General features: G+C 40.6%; 13 protein-coding genes. 10 read left to right on the plus strand and 3 right to left on the minus strand.

Annotated elements, in window-relative coordinates; translation table 11 throughout:
- The first annotated feature begins 1,284 nt into the window (after positions 1–1,284).
- From OOA_RS03940 to umoD, 4 genes are all read left to right on the plus strand, one after another.
- Entirely contained in the window at positions 1,285–2,640 is a 1,356-nt protein-coding gene (locus OOA_RS03940; RefSeq protein WP_008910828.1) for an OprD family outer membrane porin, read from the plus strand.
- A 38-nt stretch (positions 2,641–2,678) separates the two neighbouring features.
- Positions 2,679–4,298 carry a bifunctional metallophosphatase/5'-nucleotidase gene (locus OOA_RS03945; protein ID WP_008910829.1) on the plus strand — a complete coding sequence of 540 codons (1,620 nt, stop codon included), beginning with the start codon at positions 2,679–2,681 and terminating at the stop codon, positions 4,296–4,298.
- A 437-nt stretch (positions 4,299–4,735) separates the two neighbouring features.
- Positions 4,736–6,040 (plus strand): NAD(P)/FAD-dependent oxidoreductase, encoded by a 1,305-nt coding sequence (locus OOA_RS03950; protein WP_008910830.1) that lies wholly within the window; start codon positions 4,736–4,738, stop codon positions 6,038–6,040.
- A gap of 447 nt (positions 6,041–6,487) precedes the next feature.
- Complete coding sequence (gene umoD / locus OOA_RS03955) at positions 6,488–7,090, plus strand: UmoD family flagellar biogenesis regulator (RefSeq protein WP_008910831.1); 603 nt, start codon at positions 6,488–6,490, stop codon at positions 7,088–7,090.
- Positions 7,091–7,480: 390 nt separating this feature from the next.
- On the opposite strand, the gene rlmF is transcribed toward umoD, so the two are convergent.
- Positions 7,481–8,446, minus strand: coding sequence for a 23S rRNA (adenine(1618)-N(6))-methyltransferase RlmF (gene rlmF, locus OOA_RS03960; RefSeq protein ID WP_169316241.1), 966 nt, complete (start codon positions 8,444–8,446; stop codon positions 7,481–7,483).
- A 638-nt stretch (positions 8,447–9,084) separates the two neighbouring features.
- On the opposite strand from rlmF, the gene OOA_RS20595 reads away from it, so the two are divergent.
- Together OOA_RS20595 and OOA_RS03965 are read left to right on the plus strand one after the other, a co-directional pair.
- On the plus strand, positions 9,085–9,243 hold the full coding sequence (locus OOA_RS20595) for a hypothetical protein (RefSeq protein ID WP_008910833.1): 159 nt from the start codon (positions 9,085–9,087) through the stop codon (positions 9,241–9,243).
- A gap of 197 nt (positions 9,244–9,440) precedes the next feature.
- Positions 9,441–9,923 carry a glutathione peroxidase gene (locus OOA_RS03965; RefSeq protein WP_008910834.1) on the plus strand — a complete coding sequence of 161 codons (483 nt, stop codon included), beginning with the start codon at positions 9,441–9,443 and terminating at the stop codon, positions 9,921–9,923.
- Positions 9,924–10,226: 303 nt separating this feature from the next.
- On the opposite strand, the gene mfd is transcribed toward OOA_RS03965, so the two are convergent.
- Positions 10,227–13,670, minus strand: coding sequence for a transcription-repair coupling factor (mfd, locus tag OOA_RS03970; protein WP_008910835.1), 3,444 nt, complete (start codon positions 13,668–13,670; stop codon positions 10,227–10,229).
- Between the two features lie 195 nt (positions 13,671–13,865).
- Here mfd and lolC point away from each other — a divergent pair, with 195 nt between their 5' ends.
- The 3 genes from lolC to lolE are packed head-to-tail and all read left to right on the plus strand — an operon-like array spanning position 13,866 to position 17,009.
- Positions 13,866–15,068, plus strand: coding sequence for a lipoprotein-releasing ABC transporter permease subunit LolC (gene lolC, locus OOA_RS03975; RefSeq protein WP_008910836.1), 1,203 nt, complete (start codon positions 13,866–13,868; stop codon positions 15,066–15,068).
- Positions 15,061–15,762 (plus strand): lipoprotein-releasing ABC transporter ATP-binding protein LolD, encoded by a 702-nt coding sequence (gene lolD / locus OOA_RS03980; protein WP_008910837.1) that lies wholly within the window; start codon positions 15,061–15,063, stop codon positions 15,760–15,762. The genes lolC and lolD overlap by 8 nt, the downstream gene beginning before the upstream one ends.
- A complete protein-coding gene (gene lolE / locus OOA_RS03985) occupies positions 15,762–17,009 on the plus strand; it encodes a lipoprotein-releasing ABC transporter permease subunit LolE (RefSeq protein ID WP_008910838.1) in 1,248 nt (415 codons plus the stop codon). Before lolD ends, lolE begins: the two co-directional genes overlap by 1 nt.
- Positions 17,010–17,149: 140 nt before the next feature.
- On the opposite strand, the gene cyaB is transcribed toward lolE, so the two are convergent.
- Complete coding sequence (gene cyaB / locus OOA_RS03990; RefSeq protein WP_008910839.1) at positions 17,150–17,707, minus strand: class IV adenylate cyclase; 558 nt, start codon at positions 17,705–17,707, stop codon at positions 17,150–17,152.
- Between the two features lie 290 nt (positions 17,708–17,997).
- Between cyaB and cobB the strand changes: the two genes are divergently transcribed.
- Positions 17,998–18,573 (plus strand): Sir2 family NAD+-dependent deacetylase (cobB, locus tag OOA_RS03995; RefSeq protein WP_040691081.1); only part of this gene is annotated, 576 nt, incomplete at its 3' end.

Genomic DNA, 18,573 nt, shown 5'->3' on the forward strand with positions numbered 1-18,573 from the left:
ATTAAACGAACGTTACCTGTAACATTATCACTTCTGAATAAATCTCTCATGATACTTGTTTATTATTAATTCAATTAAGGATGATGATTGACTAAAACTTAATTTTAATCAAAAATTAATTGCATTATTTAAAATGAATAATAGAAGTGTTTTTTTTATAAACGTAAAGGGTTTGTACTAAAGATTTATTCTATTATATTAACGTAGATTATAGATAAGCCTAAGCTAATAAACACGGGGTTAAAGCTATTGTTGGATTTATTAACTACCATTAACTGATTTGATGGTTTAAAGTGCAATATTTTACGGTGCTTTTGCGAGTAAGTGACTGTATCAAGCTAAATTAAGTATAACTAATACAATGAAGATTAAAGTTTAATTGTCGAATAATAGTTAACATATAATGAACATTATTTGTCTACTCTATTTAATAAACTTAAATCTTAATCAAGATATAGCGACTATCAATTTATGGTGAGATCTAATACTGTCGTGTATTGAAAATAGACAGGTTAATGGATTAGGTAAATAAATCGACCATTTAGTTGTAGCAGGAAAAATAAACACTGATAGGTTTGAACTGATTGATTTTAAAACAAGAATAGCTAAATCGCTGGCGATAAGTTAATGAAATATTTGAATTACCATTTCTCTATTTTTCCCCTTTTTTAACTAAAATATCTCATAGTGACATGATGTGACCATTATCACGTTAGCTGGATAATTAAATGCAAACTATGTAACAGGTTGTGACAGTGATCGTTTTAATTGACGTAAAATTACTATAGCATACGCAATATTAAAGTTTTGTGACAATTTGACATTGGAAATAATCTGCTCAAAAAATAGCGACTAATTAATATTAAAAACGTTAAGTTAAATGCTTGCTAAGTTGGAGAATATTATTTCTCCGGCGGTATATTTTTCTGGAAGTTTATTAAAGCAGCGTAGCTAGATTAAGAATTAGTCATAGAGTGTTTTTATTTAAATAAAAAATGGCAGTTTGTCACTTAATTAAAATATAAAGAGAGATTTGAGTGAAAAAAGGTTAATAAATATTCTCCGCTAATAAGTAACAGCAATTAAAAAGTAAACACAGATGCGAAGTGAGTTTTGCATGGAGTTTTTACGCCGGAAAATGATGTTTGTATTGGAAGTTGAAGTGTTTTTTTGAATGTAAGCTAAATCGTTTTAAGTCAAATACAAAGATGGTGTTTTGTTGCTCATCTAAACATGAGTCAACATAAAATTAATTTAAATAATAATTAACTAGGTTTATTTTAAATGAAAGTTAAAAATATTGCTTTATTAATGCTTTCTCCTTGCTACTTAGCGGTTACTGCAGCAAATGCGAGCAACTGGGAAAATACAATTAAAGAAAATTCGTTCGTTGCTGATTCAGAACTCGAACTTTCTACACGCAACATGTGGAAATATTTAAAGACTGAGAATCGTTTTGATAAAGATGAAGGTCGTTATAGAAAACAAGTCGCTCAGGCTTGGGGGCAAAACTTTCAAGCTGATTTTAAATCAGGTTACTTTGCTGATGTGATTGGATTTGACGCTTCTTATTATGGTGGTGTCAAATTAGGCGCGAGTAAAGACTTCGCCTCACGTGCGATTTTATATAACGATAACGGTCATGCGGAAGGCTATAACAAAATTGGTCAACGTTTTGCAAAAGTTAAATTCGACCTCGATCCTGTACAAATTAAAGGCCAAGCTGGTTGGTTTACACTGAAAAACACAGGTATTTTCACCAACTCACAACGTCTTTCTTTAAATAGCTATAGTGGTTACTACACCAATACAGCGATGGGCGATTGGAGCTTAGATTTATTATATCTCGACAGCAAAGTTATGCGTCGTGATAGTCCAAATATTGACAGAATGTACTTCACTGATGCGAATGGTGTTAGACAAAAAGTCGATCATGTTATCACGGGTGGCGTTAATTATAATTCTAAACCACTAAAAGTGTATTACTTCTATGGTCAAGCGGATGATTTATTCCGTCAGCAAGGTCTTGAAACTAAATATAGATTAACTTCTGATATCACGCTTGGCGCCCAAATTTACGGTCATGAATATGGTAGTGATGGCAAACGTACTCTAGCTGACGATTCTAAAGGCAAGCGAAACTTTGATAAGCGAGCTTGGCACTATGCCGGTACGGCGGAGTGGAATATTCCTCAGTCACCTTGGAAGTTAAGCACTGGTCTGACACATACCACGGCTCATAAAGCAAATGGCGTCGGGCAATTTGCTCGTAACCCAATTGGTAATACACGTGGTCGTTTTAACTCCCCAGCATATTCTGATATCGACTATGTTCGTGACGGTGAGACCATGTTAGCGCTGGCGGCTGAATATCGCATCAGTAAAGAGCTTTCAGTCGGTGCACGTACTAACTACAGTGAATTCAAATATAGAGGTGAAACCTTAAAACAAGGCCAACTTGGCTTGTTTAGCTACTGGAAACCAACTGAAAATCTATCCGTTTCGCTAAGTGGTGGAATGGGGTGGCATCACCAGCAAGAGTCTGATTACACAACGCCGAAAATTTATGAAGATGGTCACTCACGTCGCGCCCGTTCACTATCAGGCTCAATGACAACGACATATCGTTTCAAGATGTAATTTAACCGTAATAGCTGTATATAAAAAGGTAAACAAGAATGAAACATAAAATTGGGCTACTTACACTGTTAATTTCGGGTGCATTACTGGCCGGTTGTGCATCAAAATCAACCGACACAGTAAAGGTTCAAGTTATTGGTATTAATGACTTCCACGGCGCATTAAAAGCACCAGGTGATGGTAAGTTGGGTGGTATTGAATCGATTGCGACGTTAGTCAATCAATTAAAAGCACAAAACAGTAATACCATTGTTGTGGGCGCTGGTGACTTAGTTGGAGCAAGTCCATTACTTTCATCTATGTTTTATGATGAGCCAACTATCGAAGCATTAAGTGCAATTGGCATGGAAACAAGTGCTGTCGGTAACCATGAATTCGATAAAGGCAAAGAAGAGCTACTGAGAAAGCAAAATGGTGGCTGTCATCCCACTGCGGGCTGTGTAGGTAAAGATTCATTTGCTGGGGCTGATTTTAACTATTTAGCGGCAAACGTTATTGTTAAAGAGACGGGTGAAACTTTGTTCCCTTCATACTTTATTAAAGAGTTTGATGGTGTTCCAATGGCTTTCATTGGTTTAACCCTTGAAGGTACTCCTGCAATCGTAACGCCAAGCGGTACTGCGGGTCTTGAATTCAAAAATGAAGTTGAGACGATAAATAACCAAGTTAAGCTGCTAAAAGCACAAGGTATTAATAGCATTGGTGTCTTGATCCATGAAGGTGCAATACAACAGGTTAGCACTAAAGAAAAAGACATTAACCGCTGTGATAATATCCAAGGTCCAATCGTTGATATCGTTAACCAGCTAGACGGCGCGGTAGATTTCGTCGTTAGTGGGCATACACATCAAGCTTATAATTGCCAAATCAATGGTAAAACAGTTATTTCTGCACAGTCTAATGGCACATTAATTTCTCAATTAAATATTGAAATCGATAAAAAGACCAAAGACATTGTTAGCATTAAAGCTGAAAATATTCCAGTTGAAACAAAACGTTACGAGAAAAATCCTGAGCTAACATCATTTGTCCAAAAATATGAGAAAATTGCATTACCTATTTCTCAACAAGTGATGGGCACATTGACTGAATCTTCGAATAAAAAACTCACGCCAGCAGGGGATTCCTCTCTTGGTAAGATTATTGCCGATGCTCAGTTATATGTCGCATCTGCAAAAGATCAGGGTGGCGCTCAAATCGCATTTATGAACAGTGGTGGTATTCGTGCTGATCTTAAAGCGGGTGAACAAACCTATGGTGATCTTTTCACCGTTCAGCCATTCTCTAATGTGGTTGTTACCCAATCGTTAACAGGTGCTCAAATTAAACAAGCGCTTGAGCAACAATGGCAGCGTGAACGCCCACAAGTCATGCCAGTGTCCAAGGGTTTCTACTATGAGTGGGATGAGAACCGTAAAGCTGGCGATAAAGTTATTCCTAACTCAATCAAATTAAATGGTAAACCATTGGATATGAACAAAAGCTATCGTGTTGCAGCTAATGAATTCTTAGCAACAGGTGGTAGCCGTTTCTCTGCATTCGAACAAGGGCAAGGTCGTGTATATAGTCTGCCAGATAACGAAGCACTGATGAAATATTTCAAAGATAATTCGCCAATATCAATACCAACTGACGAACGTATCAAGAAAGTTAACTGATTTGTAGTTAAATCCTAGTTAAATCAAACCCGAAAACAGTTTTTGTTTTCGGGTTTTTTAGTTAAATGATATCTCGTTACTGCTATCGAACATTAACATTCTCGATTCGTTGATTTTAATCGAGCCTTAAAAAACTCCGCAGACTAAATTTATAATAATTCTCATTATCAAATAGGTTGGCAATTGATTCAAATATTGATTAATATCAATATAAATTAAGCTGACACGTTTCGTATTCATCCAAAACGCTAAATATTATGTGATCGTTGTGATAATGCTCAGTTAATTTGATCTCTATCAATATTTGGTGTGACCAAATATCCAAGCGTGTTATTCTAAACAGTGCTTTGAACTTAAAGATGGTTATTGATGTTATTTAAGTTTTTTATTTCAGAAAATCCTTAAATAACATTAATTTATTTTGTAACGAGGAATTTATGGCCCTTTCTCAACCAAAGATTGTTATTGTGGGTGGTGGTGCTGGTGGTTTAGAACTGGCAACACGTCTTGGACGCAAGTTAGGACGCAAAAAACGTGCTGAAATCACGCTTGTTGACCGCAACCCAAGTCATCTGTGGAAACCATTACTGCATGAAGTCGCAACCGGCTCACTGGATGATGGTGTCGATGCGCTTAGCTATCTCGGTCATGCACGCCACAACGCTTTCAATTTTCAATTGGGTTCATTAACACAGATCGATCGTGATAATAAAAAGATTATTTTAGGTGAATTGCGCGATAAAAATGCCGAGCTATTAGTTCCAGAGCGCGAAATAGATTATGACATTCTGGTCATGGCATTGGGGAGTACCTCAAATGACTTTGGCACTCAAGGTGTTAAAGAACACTGCATTTTCTTAGATAACCCGCAGCAAGCGCATCGATTCCATGATGAAATGCTTAACTTATTCTTACGCTATTCTGTTCGTGATAATGCGGAAGAGAAGGTGAATATTGCTATTGTCGGTGCTGGTGCAACAGGGGTTGAACTATCCGCTGAACTGTACAACGCAGTTGAACAATTAACGAGTTATGGTTTTAAAGGGCTAGATACCGATGCTTTGAATGTGACATTAGTAGAGGCTGGCGAACGTATTCTACCTGCACTACCACCACGAATTTCGAGTGCTGCTCATCAAGAGTTAACCAAGTTAGGTGTGCATGTTCTGACGAAAACGATGGTAACGAGTGCAGATGAAAAGGGTTTAAATACCAAAGATGGTGAACAAATTCGTGCTGATTTGATGGTATGGGCAGCGGGTATTAAAGCCCCAGATTTTATGAAAGATATTGCCGGTTTAGAAACCAACCGCATTAATCAGCTCGTTGTGAAGCCGACCTTACAAACAACACGTGATGATACTATTTTTGCAATTGGTGACTGTGCTTCGTGTGCAAAGCCAGAAGGGGGGTTTGTACCACCTAGAGCACAATCAGCACATCAGATGGCAAGTCGTTGTTATGACAACATCTTAGCGATGATGAAAGATAAACCACTAAAAGATTATGTGTATAAAGATCATGGTTCATTAGTATCTCTATCACGTTTTACGACTGTTGGCAGCTTGATGGGGAATCTGATGCGTGGTGATATGATGGTTGAAGGGCGAATTGCACGTTTTGTATATGTCTCACTATATCGAATGCATCAAATTGCGCTTCATGGTTATATCAAAACAGGTTTAATGATGTTGGTAGGAAGTATTAACCGGATCATTCGACCTAAATTGAAATTGCATTAATTTTCCTGCGCATCATTCATCAAGTGATTAGATCCTCGTTCAAGTGTGAGCGAGGGTCTTTTTTGCAATTAAAATGACAGCTTCAAGCTAATTTACATAGATTTCTATCTCTATACTGAGGTCATTGTTTAGTTATCATTTTAATTAAGGTGGCAATAATCTATAGATTTATCTTATCTGGAATTGTCAGAAACCATAATTATTTTATGCAGAAAGTGTCATATTGGCACTTTCTGCTGTATAAATATATAACTCAATTTATCAAAATAATTTAAATTAGCATTATTGATCTAGTACTGATTATGCTTAAGTGAAATAGTTTAAACCTTGTTTTTGAGTAAGAAAATTCTAAAAGTTATCATTAAGTTGTCGGTAATCATCGTATTATTAAAGCCAATGGATACAATGTGGTTATTCTTTAATGATATCTTTTAATAAGGGCAGCCTATGAGGCTAAAATATAAATTATTGTTAGCCGGAATGGTGACTTGTCTAATTATTATTACCATCATTAGCTTACAGCGCTCTTCTGTGAATGATAACAAGTTAGCGACAGTCCTTTCGACAGAACCTATTAAATCACATCGACTTATTGAACATGAGAATTGTTCTGTTATTGGCGTGCTAGATGGATTTAGTCAAGACTATTTATCTCGTTATCATCCAGCACAACGTGAGTGTAAAACAGTGTTTATGTTAGAAATTTTACAAAACAAATCACTGCCAAAATTAATTGATAAGGAATATAGAAACTGTGTAATAACCCAAAAAATAGAACAAATTATCGTGGGTTATGATGTGGTGTATCGTATTGGTGATACTTTAGGAAAAGTTAGGACGCCTTATGATCCGGGGTTACTAATTCCACTTGATAAAGATGGGCGTTTGGACTTAAGTGCATCTAGCAATCAGCTTTGTGATGCGGTGAATATTAATGCCGACGCACTGGTTCCGTTATTTTGTATTAAAGCTGATGAATCAAGGATTCAAACATTGAATAATGCCGTTGAAATATTTCCGAGAAAAAATGCTTATGGTTACTTCGAATAAATATAATCCAATTATGTGCAGATATTATTAGTTGGACGATTTACATTTTGTGTTAGTTGTTCCATGTTTGGCGTTAATGTATTCAATTTGGTCAAATCAGCTTATTGAATCTTACATCTAGGCAGTTTATTGCTTAAAACTGACGGTATATATCCTTATTCATTCAAACCGCAGGTTCGTTGGCTGCGCTCAGCCTGCAACTTGAATGACGTTGGGTATATATACCGGATTAAAATACCAATTAAGTAAGGTAACTATTGTATTTTGAATAAATAACTTTTTTAAGATTTTTAGTATTGGAAGATATATTGAGAATAACGCAACATGCAGAAATTGAAAGGGAAATGCGAAGTTTTATCGGTGCCGATTAAATAACCGGCACCAGGGAAATTAACGCCAGCGTTCTGTCGCCCAGTCGACCTGCTGTTGTGCGTCGTGGAAAGTCCAGGCCACGAAGCGACTGATTTTTTGCCCCTGCGCCATTTCAATGGTACGGACTTCGACTGCACCCACCAGCTTCAACGCGTGATAAATCGAAGGCAAGGTAGTGTTTTTAGAAATCAACGAGGTGAACCACAGGCAGTTTTGCGCCAGGTTAACGCTCTCCTCTACCATTTTACGCACAAAGGCTTCTTCACCGCCTTCACACCATAGCTCTTTATTTTTGCCGCCAAAGTTATGTACCGGCGTGTCGGCTACCTCGCCTTTACCCAGCTTGTGCAGTTTGCGGCGGGTGCTGGCTTGCGCTTCCTGTTCAGAGCTGTGGAACGGTGGATTACACAGTGTGGCATCAAATTTCTCCGCCACGCCGATGATGCCGTTCAAAATAAATTCGGGTTGTTTTTGCAAGCGCAGGCGCACGCCGTTTCTCAGTGTCGGATTCATCTCCACGATCATTTTGGCCGTATTGAGCGATACCGGATCAATCTCCGAACCGGTAAAACGCCAGCCGTATTCACGTAGGCCAATAATCGGATAAATACAGTTGGCGCCAATGCCCACATCAAGGATCGCCACGCCTTTACCGCGAGGGATCTCACCGCCGTTGCTGGTCGCCAGCAGGTCGGCCAGATGGTGTAAATAGTCGGCACGCCCGGGGATCGGTGGGCATAGATAATCGGCGGGAATGTCCCAGTGTTCGATGCCATAAAAATGTTGCAGCAACGCACGGTTGAGCATTTTAACCGCCGCAGGATCGGCAAAATCTACCGAGATGTCGCCCCAGGCGTTCGGCTTGACGAACGGCTCCAGTGCAGGGCAACTGGCGATCAGCGCTGGGAAATCATAGCGTGAGCGATGACGGTTACGCGGGTGCAAGCCGCTTTTCTGTTGCAGGAAGGTTTTCTTTTTTTCCACCGTGAAGGGTTCTCTTAAAGGTATTTCTGACGCGTACGATACCATATACCCTATAGCTTTCAAGTTGCAGCTAACAGCTCGGGATGAAACCGTATTAAGCCTACATTCAGAGTTTATGCCGGAATGCCCTGTCCTTTATACCCAACGTCATTCAAGATGCAGGAAGGCGGCAAGGGAAGATAGACAGGGAACATACATCAGTACGTGACCCGGCTGGCTGAGTGCGGTCAACGAACCTGCGGTTTGAATGAATAAGGGTATATATCCGTGATCAATTAAGATACTTGATTTTATGACGTTTGAGGATCAAGCTCCATCTCATGAAAATAGAACTGACCGCAGAACAACGGTTCGCCCTTGAGGCACAACATCGGCAAAGTAAGGACCATCGTGTCCGCGACCGAATCCGCTGTGTTTTACTCTCGGCTTAGGGCTGGTCAACCTACTTTGTAACTAGGTTCGTAGTGGAATGTGGATAATCGTTATTAAAAATATTCGTGTAGGAAGGGCAAATGGAACTTCCTATAACAAATTCGATAATAATTGCTATAGCAAAGCTTGTTGATGATGTTTAAGTTGAGTCTCGTCAGCCTACTCATAGCGATCTTGACGTTCAATTTAAAAGGGCTGGATTGATTATGTTTGCCCCTAAAACACAAGGGGCACTAGTTGGAAAAGCGAAAAGGGTAACAGCTGTTTTAAATTGGGCTATTGAAAATGACAAAAAATCTGGTAGTAGGCTAATTGAACTCTTACTGTCTCAAATTAAGGGGGAGTGGACACTAGCATCACAGTAATTTAATCAACAGGTGGCAGTTTAAAGCTTGCCTATTTGTTGTTTTTTTCGTTCGACTTTGCAAAGATAAGTCGCACACGATTGCAGGCCGACCACACAATCAGGAATAGGATTGGCTTTCCACGCCCCATGACCCGACAGTAAAGGTACTGCGTGGCAATGTTGACGTCGAACTGGTTCTACTTTGAGGATTACGATATGACCACTTTTTATCAATTGACAGCCACAAGTCTCAGCGGCCAGCTTGTCTCTATGGCTGACTACGCTGGTAAGGTAGTTCTAGTCGTTAATACCGCCAGTCATTGTGGCTTTACGCCACAATACCGCGGTCTTGAAGCACTCTACAAAAAATACGCTGCTCAGGGTTTGGTGGTGCTAGGTTTCCCCTGCAACCAGTTCGGGAAACAGGAACCCGGCGACGCTGACGAAATCGCGCGGACCTGTCACATTAACTACGGTGTCAGTTTCCCGATGTTCGAAAAAGTAGAAGTTAACGGAACCGCAGCGCACCCGATATTTCGTTATCTGAAAAACGAGTTGCCCGGCTTGCTAGGTGGGCGAGTTAAGTGGAATTTTACTAAGTTCCTGATCGGGCGTGACGGCAAACCGCTCAAGCGTTTTGCGCCGATCACCACTCCGGATAAAATTGACGCTGCAATTCTTGCGGCACTTGAAATTTAAGTGTTTCGGTAATTCGAATCATTCACTTGTTGAGCGCTATCGAAAAACTTATTCGTCGTAATGAGGAAGAATTGAAGGCAAAACGCGAGAAATTTGCATATTTGGCGTTGGCGGTTTAGTCCGTTTTTAAGACTTCGTTAATGAGCTGTACTCACTTCTATACTCACTTAATAGTGGGCTGTTATAAAACGCAATCAGACATAAAACAGCATAAAATCAAATTAATACAATGAATTTTATGCTGTTTTTATTATTAAATGATACTTAATCAGCCAATGTAAAATGAGAGTATAGCTTTAATCATTAATCGAGAAGATTATCGGCGAAATCGCTCAGCAATTGCTTGATAAACTCAATTCTTGCCAGCCTATCACTTAAATCAATAACGAACTTTAATCTAACCGGTCCGTCAAGACGGAACGTTTGTGGCTGGCTTTGTAATAAGCTAATTAAAAACTGTGGTGAAACTTTATTTTTTTCACCAAACTCAATAAAGCCACCTTGATCATGAGCTTCAATTCGCTTGATACCCAATTTTTCTGCTTGAAGCCTGATCGCCGCATTGGCGAGTAAAAATTTCCCAGCATCAGGCAACATACCAAATCGGTCGATCAATTCAGTTCTTAGTTCTTTTAGCTCATCTTCATCGGTAGAACTGGCAATACGTTTATAGAATGACAGGCGAATATTCACATCATGAATGTAATCATCAGGAAGTAGTACTGGCATACGCAATTCAACCTCCGTTTGTTGTTTGATGAGATCTTCAAGTGATGGCTCTCGACCGTCTTTCAATGCTTCGACTGCACTTTCAAGTAATTCCATATACAGAGAAAAACCAATTGTGGTCAATTGTCCACTTTGATCTTCGCCTAACAACTCGCCAGCACCTCGGATTTCAAGGTCATGGGTAGCAAGGGCAAAGCCAGCCCCCAAATCTTCCAATGAGGAGATCGCCTCTAACCGTTTCTGGGCATCAGTTGTCATCGCTTTAGGGTGCGGAGTGAGCAGATAAGCATAGGCCTGATGATGAGAACGGCCCACACGACCACGTAACTGATGGAGTTGAGCTAAACCAAAATGGTCAGCGCGCTCAATGATAATAGTGTTTGCCGTCGGAATATCGATACCTGTTTCAATAATGGTCGTACAAATTAAGACATTGAAACGCTGATGATGGAAATCATTCATGACGCGTTCGAGTTCCCGCTCACGCATTTGCCCATGACCGACGACAAAACGTGCTTCGGGGACTAATTCTTCAAGACGCTGTTTCGTTTTCTCGATATTCTCAACATCATTATACAAGTAATAAACTTGCCCGCCACGCAAGGTTTCACGCAAAATTGCTTCGCGAACCACTAAGTCATCATATTGGCGAACGAAGGTTTTTACGGCTAATCGGCGAGCAGGTGGTGTAGCAATAATTGATAAATCTCGCATACCACTCATGGCCATGTTCAAGGTGCGAGGAATTGGTGTTGCAGTCAGCGTTAGGATATCAACATCAGCCCGCATTGCTTTAATGCGCTCTTTGTGACGTACACCAAAGCGATGTTCCTCATCGACAATGAGTAAACCTAAATCATGCCAAACTAAGCTATTTTGAAGTAACTTATGTGTGCCAATCAGAATATCGACTTTGCCTTCTGCTGTGTCGTTGATAATTTGCTGTTGTTCTTTTGCTGTTTTAAAGCGAGATATCATTTCAATTCTGATGGGCCAATTAGCGAACCGGTCACGGAAATTATCGAAATGTTGTTGGGCCAATAAGGTTGTTGGCACAAGTACCGCAACTTGTTTATTGTTACTAATCGCTAAAAAAGCCGCTCGCATTGCCACTTCGGTTTTACCAAAACCAACATCACCACAGACTAATCGGTCCATTGCAATGGGTTGACACATATCACTCAGTACCGCATTAATGGCGACTTCTTGATCAGGTGTTGTTTCATACGGAAACCCTTGGCAAAATTCTTGGTATTGTTCCTTGTCATGCTTAAATTTAAATCCAGGCTTGGCTGCACGCAACGCATAGATATCAAGAAGTTCAGCAGCCACATCACGAACTTTTTCAGCTGCTTTTTGTCGAGCGCGTCCCCAACTGTCACTGCCAAGTCGGTGAAGTGGGGCATTTTCATCAGCTCCCCCAGAGTAACGGCTGATCAGATGCAATGATGAAACAGGCACATACAGTTTGTCATTACCTGCATAGCTTAGGATCAAATATTCAGCTTGGATACCACCCGCTTCAAGCGTCGTCAATCCTTGGTAGCGCCCGACACCATGTTCAATATGAACCACAGGTTGGCCTTGACGTAATTCGGCCAAGTTACGGATCAGTGTGTCGGTATTAATGGTACGTCGGTTATCACTGCGCCGACGAACAACGCGTTCACCTAATAAATCACTTTCACAAATTAAAGCTCGGTGGAGTTGTGATTGAATAAAACCATGTTCAGCGGCTCCAACCGTAATCGCAAAACGATTTTCTGACGAGCTTGAATAGTGTTCGATATTACTTGGGCGAATTTTCAATCGCCCTAATAATTCAGTAACGGTTTCACGCCGTCCTTCACTTTCAACGGAAAAAACCACTGTGCCGTCAAAACTTTCAACAAATTGTCTTAATTTTTCAAGTGGATGTTTATTTTGTCCTTGCGTGCTGATATCGGGTAATGGCAAATAATCCAAATTAGTATTCGCTGCTTTATCCGCTAATTTCTCTACAGAGAGTTGAACGCGAGGCCACTTTTTCAATGATTGATTAAGCTGTTCGACAGTCAGCCACAACTCTGCGGGAGGCAAAAGCGGGCGCATAGGGTCAACACCACGGCTTTCAAAACGTTGTTGCGTGTCCACTTGGAAACGTTCGGCCGATTCTTGATAATGTTGAGAAATAAACAAGGTATTGGCCGGCAGATAATCAAATAGAGACGGTAATGGTTGACTAAAAAATAGCGGTTGCCAATATTCAATCCCTGTTGGTAGCGTTTTTTTGCTGACTTGCTGATAGATATGTTCGGGATCACGTCTAACTTCAAAACGTTCACGCCATTGGCTACGAAAACGTTCGATAGCATCTTTATCTGTTGGGAATTCATGCGCTGGCAGTAAATTTATACTGCTGACTTCTTCAAGTGTTCTTTGCGTATCGACGTCAAAAGTACGTAAGCTATCAATTTCATCATCAAAGAAATCAATACGATAAGGAACTGAGCTTCCCATAGGGAATAAGTCTAGTAAGGCGCCACGAGTTGCATATTCACCGTGTTCTAAAACCTGTTCGACGTGGCGATAACCCGCTTTATCTAGCTCATCACGAAGCGCATCGCGTGAGAGTTTATCCCCCTTGGCCATCACTAATGCATGGCTGGTTAAAAAATCAGCGGGACAAACTTTCTGCATCAACGTATTTACAGGAAGGATCAATGCGCCTTTTTGCATCGTTGGTAAACGATACAGCGTCGATAAACGTTGAGAGATAATTTCTTGGTGGGGAGAAAAATTATCGTAGGGTAGGGTTTCCCAGTCGGAAAGAGTCTCAATAGGAAGTTGAGTAAATTGTTGGATCTCATCGCGTAGACGCAGTGTGTTCTGCATATCCCGTGTGACAATGACAACAGGTCCTTGATGACGTTCTATCATCTCTCCACATTCAAGCGCGCCAGCGGCCCCGATTAGGCATCCAAGATGACGGACATCACCACTGCGCGTAGGGAGTTCATAACGAAATTTTGAAGACATAAAAATATTCGGCTTCTCACTGCATAATGGTTAAACAGCCTGTTTTACCCCGTGTATTTATCTGAAAGTACTGCAAACAGGCTGAGCCAATAAGAAAAAAAACCACAAAACCGGGGCCGGGTGGTTCCATTCATCATTCGTACCCTTTATTATCCCTGAACACTTCGCTTTGGCAACAGGAGCGTTACAGATTTCATGCAACAATCTGTCTCAATGTTTATAGGTCTGCGTTATATGCGCGGACGGGCTGCAGATAAATTCGGTCGTTTTGTATCGAGTTTATCCGCAATTGGTATCACTTTAGGCGTCGCTGCACTGATTACAGTGACTTCTGTCATGAATGGATTCGAGCGATCTTTACAAGATAGCATACTCGCGTATATGCCACAGGCCATTTTAACGTCGGCCTCAGGTCATATTGACCCTCAAAAGTTCCCGATTGCAGATTTACAACATCTGCAAGGGGTCAATCATATCGAGCCAATTGTCCAATCGGACGTGGTTTTACAAAGTCGTTCAAATGTAGGTGTTGGCGTGATGGCTGGTATCACCTCTGATGACCGTTCCCCTCTATTGGATAATCTGATTAGTGGTCAACGTTCAGAACTCGTGGCAGGAGAGTATCGGGTATTTTTAGGTAAAAAAATGGCCGATAATTTAGGCTTGAAACGCGGTGATGAAGTTCGTTTAATCATTCCGGGTGTGAGCCAATTAACGCCAATGGGACGTATTCCTAGCCAGCGCTTATTTACCGTCGCTGGCATATTTCAAACCAATGGTGAAGCGGATGCTAGTGAACTGGTTGTTGCAAAAGATGATGCTGCACGACTTATGCGTTATCCACAAAATGACATCACGGGTTGGCAATTATTTCTTGATCAGCCATTAAAAGTAGATATTTTGAGCAAACAAACGCTTCCTGATGGGTTAGTTTGGACTGACTGGCGCGAACGTAAAGGCGAATTTTTCCAAGCTGTAAAAATGGAAAAAAATATGATGGGATTATTGTTGAGCCTAATTATTGCAGTAGCGGCTTTCAATATCATCACATCACTTTCCTTATTAGTGATGGAAAAACAATCTGAAGTGGCGATTTTAAAAACGTTGGGTCTCAAACGAGGGCGTATTTTGGCCATCTTTATGATCCAAGGTGCGGGAGCTGGGGTCATTGGCACTCTGATTGGAACACTTCTTGGAATATTATTGTCGAGTCAGCTGAATTTATTGATGCCGCTATTTGGTATGCTGCCACAAGGCGTTCAATTACCCATTGTGCTCGATTTTTCTGGTATTTTGGTTATTGCGGTATCCGCGATGCTTATTTCTCTGCTTGCTACGCTTTATCCTTCTTGGCGTGCGGCAGCAGTGCAACCTGCTGAGGCTTTACGTTATGAATAAACAACCACTTCTTGTCTGCGAACATTTAAGTAAGATATATCAAGAAGGGACATTGTCGACGCAAGTACTAAAGGATGTCTGTTTTTCAGTGGGAGAAGGTGAAATGATGGCGATTGTCGGTAGCTCAGGCTCTGGCAAAAGTACTTTACTGCATCTACTCGGTGGATTAGATACACCTTCTGAAGGTGAAGTCATCTTTCGTGGTCAGCATATAAATAGACTTTCCTCGGACGCTAGAGCGGCTATTCGAAACAAAGATCTCGGTTTTATTTATCAATTTCATCATCTATTACCTGATTTTACAGCATTAGAAAATGTCGCAATGCCACTATTGATTGGCGGTCTCAACAAAGCGGAGGCTTTTAGCCGAGCAACTAAAATGCTGGATGCGGTTGGACTTGGCCATCGAGCAGGGCATCGACCTTCGGAACTTTCTGGTGGGGAGCGCCAACGTGTCGCCATTGCAAGGGCATTAGTGAATGAGCCAGCGTTAGTTCTTGCTGATGAACCTACAGGTAATCTCGATTTGCGTAACGCAGATGCTATCTTTGAATTGTTGGGTGAATTAAATAGGCAGCAAGGTACAGCATTTTTAGTGGTAACGCATGATATGAAGCTCGCTCATCGTTTATCTCGTCAGCTTGAGATGCGTGATGGGCACCTTCAGCAAGATGTTACTCTGGGGGCAGTGTAATGTCTGGATTGCCACTGACTCTACTTACTGCATTGCGATTTAGTCGCGGTCGACGTCGAACAGGCATGGTGTCAATGGTCTCTATCGTATCAACATTGGGTATCGTTCTCGGTGTGGCGGTATTGATCATTGGCTTGAGTGCGATGAATGGTTTTGAACGTGAATTGAAAAATCGCGTATTGTCAGTTGTACCTCATGGACAAATTTATGCTGTTGAGCCGCCATATCAGGATTGGGCATATGCCGAGAAAGTGATCCGTAATACACAAGGGGTTGAGGCTATCAGCCCTTATATTGGTTTTACGGGGCTACTGGAAAGAGGTGCTAACTTAAAAGCGATTCAAGTGATGGGTGTTTCACCAAAAACTGAATCTGATGTGAGTGCGCTACCTAAATATGTGCTTGATGATGCATGGCAACATTTTCAAGCCGGTAAACAGCAAATTATCCTCGGGCAAGGTGTTGCGAATGCTTTAAAAGTGCAGGTGGGTGATTGGGTTACTATCATGATCCCTAACACTGATGCGAGCTTAAAAATACAGCAACCAAAGCGAATTCGAGTTCAAGTTTCCGGTATTTTCCGCTTAAGTGGTTTGTTGGATCATCAATTAGCGCTGATCCCTCTTGCTGATGCTCAAGAGTATCTAAATTATGGGGAAGGGATTACAGGTTTTGAAATCAAAGCCGACAACCCATTCAATGCGGATAAGATTGTCTATGATGCAGGCATGAAAACGATGCACTATGTCACCGTAAAAAGCTGGATTGGTGATTATGGTTATATGTATAACGATATTCAAATGGTCCGCAGCATCATGTACTTGGCGATGATCTTAGTGATTGGTGTTGCCTGTTTTAATATTGTATCGACACTGGTTATGGCGGTTAAAGACAAAAGCAGTGATATTGCTGTTTTGCGTACATTAGGTGCAAAAGATAGGCAGATTAGAGCTATTTTCCTATGGTATGGCTTGCTTAGTGGTTTGGTCGGGTCTGTGATTGGGGCTGTGCTGGGTGTGGTTGTGTCATTGAACTTAACGCCTATCATCAAAGGGCTTGAGTATGTGATAGGTCATCCAATTTTATCTGGCGATGTCTACTTTATCGATTTCTTGCCTTCACAACTGCATCTATTAGATGTGGTTTACGTGCTGCTCACGACTATCATTTTGAGTTTGGCAGCAAGTTGGTATCCAGCTCGCCGAGCGAGCAAACTTGATCCGGCTCGTATTTTAAGTGGGCAATAAGTAGGCCATGTAAATGCTGGGTGATGATGATCGCCCAGCGACTCTTGTCATTTTTCAAGTCACGTCATTATTGGCGATATTCTTAAAAATCAGTTTACTTATCGCTCAGATGTAATTTGTAGTTTATCGTGCTGATTCAATTACTTTACTGAGTATGCATGTGCAATATGCATCTGTTTATAGCTGCGTTTCTCAATTAATTCTTCACTAAAACCATACTGTCGTGCGAGAGACATCATCTGTTCTGTGAGCAGAGAGAGTTGGCTATCATCGTTTGTCATCATCGCAAACTCAGCAAACCAACCAATATTAGCTAAATGATCAATAGTGATGTGAGCATCATTGAGGAAGTAAATACTGCGTATTTTACTGGTGGTTAAATTGCATTTGTAGCCTAAAGTGGTCAGCATGTTTTTGACATGAGTACAGTCATCGATATTAATCGCTTTACATTCAGATGAATCAGGGCCTTTTACTATCCATAACTTGATTCCAGAAGGGCTCATTTCTCTTACTGACATACTGATATTTTGCTGATTTAATTGCCCGTCAGGGCCATCGAAAAAATAATCTACTTCACTGTTATTCTCAGTAAAAATTTCAGCACCATCGGCCATAATTTGTTGTAAAAATGCTTCATGGTTAGGTAGCTTAAATTTTATTTCTGCTTCATACTTTCCGTCAAAATGCTGACTCATGGTTTTTCCTATACCAATCAAGGGATTAATTTTATAAAAACAAGGTTATTATACTCGTCATAGTTTAAGTTGTATGTGATGAAAATAGTACGTTAAGGTAGCAATACAGGTAAGCCTTGTGATTGGCCATTAAAGCTAAAGGATGGGTTATCCTTCAAGCTCACAATTCTTCTGGTTATCTATTGCGTTATACTAGCATCCGAATTACGGTTGAATAATTAGTTCTCTTATTGCAAGCTTGGATATTAATCGACTTGCACATATACATGGAAGAAAGGAAGTTACTGATGCTGCGATTTCGTCATAAGTTTAAAAAATTCAAAAAAATTAAAATGTTACGTCGCCAACGATTTCGCAACCGTTCTTTTTACAACGATAATAAAATACTCGATATGAATAAAATGAATGTTGTTGTATTAACTGGGGCGGGAATTTCTGCGGAATCGGGTATTCAAACTTTTCGTTCTTCGGATGGTTTATGGGAAGAGCATCGTGTTGAAGATGTTGCTACACCAGAAGGTTTTGCGCGCAATCCACAATTGGTTCAGCGCTTTTATAACGAGCGTCGTCACCAGCTTCAACAAGACAATATTCAGCCTAATCCGGCACATTTTGCCTTAGCAAAACTTGAAGAGTTATTAGGTGATAACTTTTTATTAGTCACTCAGAATATTGATAATTTGCATGAACGAGCAGGGAGTAAACGCGTTGTTCATATGCATGGCGAATTATTAAAAGTACGCTGTAGTTGGTCAAACCAAGTGTTGGAATGGACAGGGGATTTAAGTCCCGATGAGCGTTGTCATTGCTGCCAATTTCCACAGCCACTACGACCGCATATTGTCTGGTTTGGTGAAATGCCATTA

Source organism: Providencia burhodogranariea DSM 19968, assembly GCF_000314855.2.
GTDB lineage: Bacteria > Pseudomonadota > Gammaproteobacteria > Enterobacterales > Enterobacteriaceae > Providencia > Providencia burhodogranariea.

Bases quoted from the DNA above. Each gene is read 5' to 3' on its own strand.
- OOA_RS03940 (WP_008910828.1), top strand. From the start codon at position 1,285: ATGAAAGTTAAAAATATTGCTTTATTAATGCTTTCTCCTTGCTACTTA.
- OOA_RS03945 (WP_008910829.1), top strand. From the start codon at position 2,679: ATGAAACATAAAATTGGGCTACTTACACTGTTAATTTCGGGTGCATTA.
- OOA_RS03950 (WP_008910830.1), top strand. From the start codon at position 4,736: ATGGCCCTTTCTCAACCAAAGATTGTTATTGTGGGTGGTGGTGCTGGT.
- umoD (WP_008910831.1), top strand. From the start codon at position 6,488: ATGAGGCTAAAATATAAATTATTGTTAGCCGGAATGGTGACTTGTCTA.
- OOA_RS20595 (WP_008910833.1), top strand. From the start codon at position 9,085: ATGTTTGCCCCTAAAACACAAGGGGCACTAGTTGGAAAAGCGAAAAGG.
- OOA_RS03965 (WP_008910834.1), top strand. From the start codon at position 9,441: ATGACCACTTTTTATCAATTGACAGCCACAAGTCTCAGCGGCCAGCTT.
- mfd (WP_008910835.1), bottom strand. From the start codon at position 13,670: ATGTCTTCAAAATTTCGTTATGAACTCCCTACGCGCAGTGGTGATGTC.
- lolC (WP_008910836.1), top strand. From the start codon at position 13,866: ATGCAACAATCTGTCTCAATGTTTATAGGTCTGCGTTATATGCGCGGA.
- lolD (WP_008910837.1), top strand. From the start codon at position 15,061: ATGAATAAACAACCACTTCTTGTCTGCGAACATTTAAGTAAGATATAT.
- lolE (WP_008910838.1), top strand. From the start codon at position 15,762: ATGTCTGGATTGCCACTGACTCTACTTACTGCATTGCGATTTAGTCGC.
- cyaB (WP_008910839.1), bottom strand. From the start codon at position 17,707: ATGAGTCAGCATTTTGACGGAAAGTATGAAGCAGAAATAAAATTTAAG.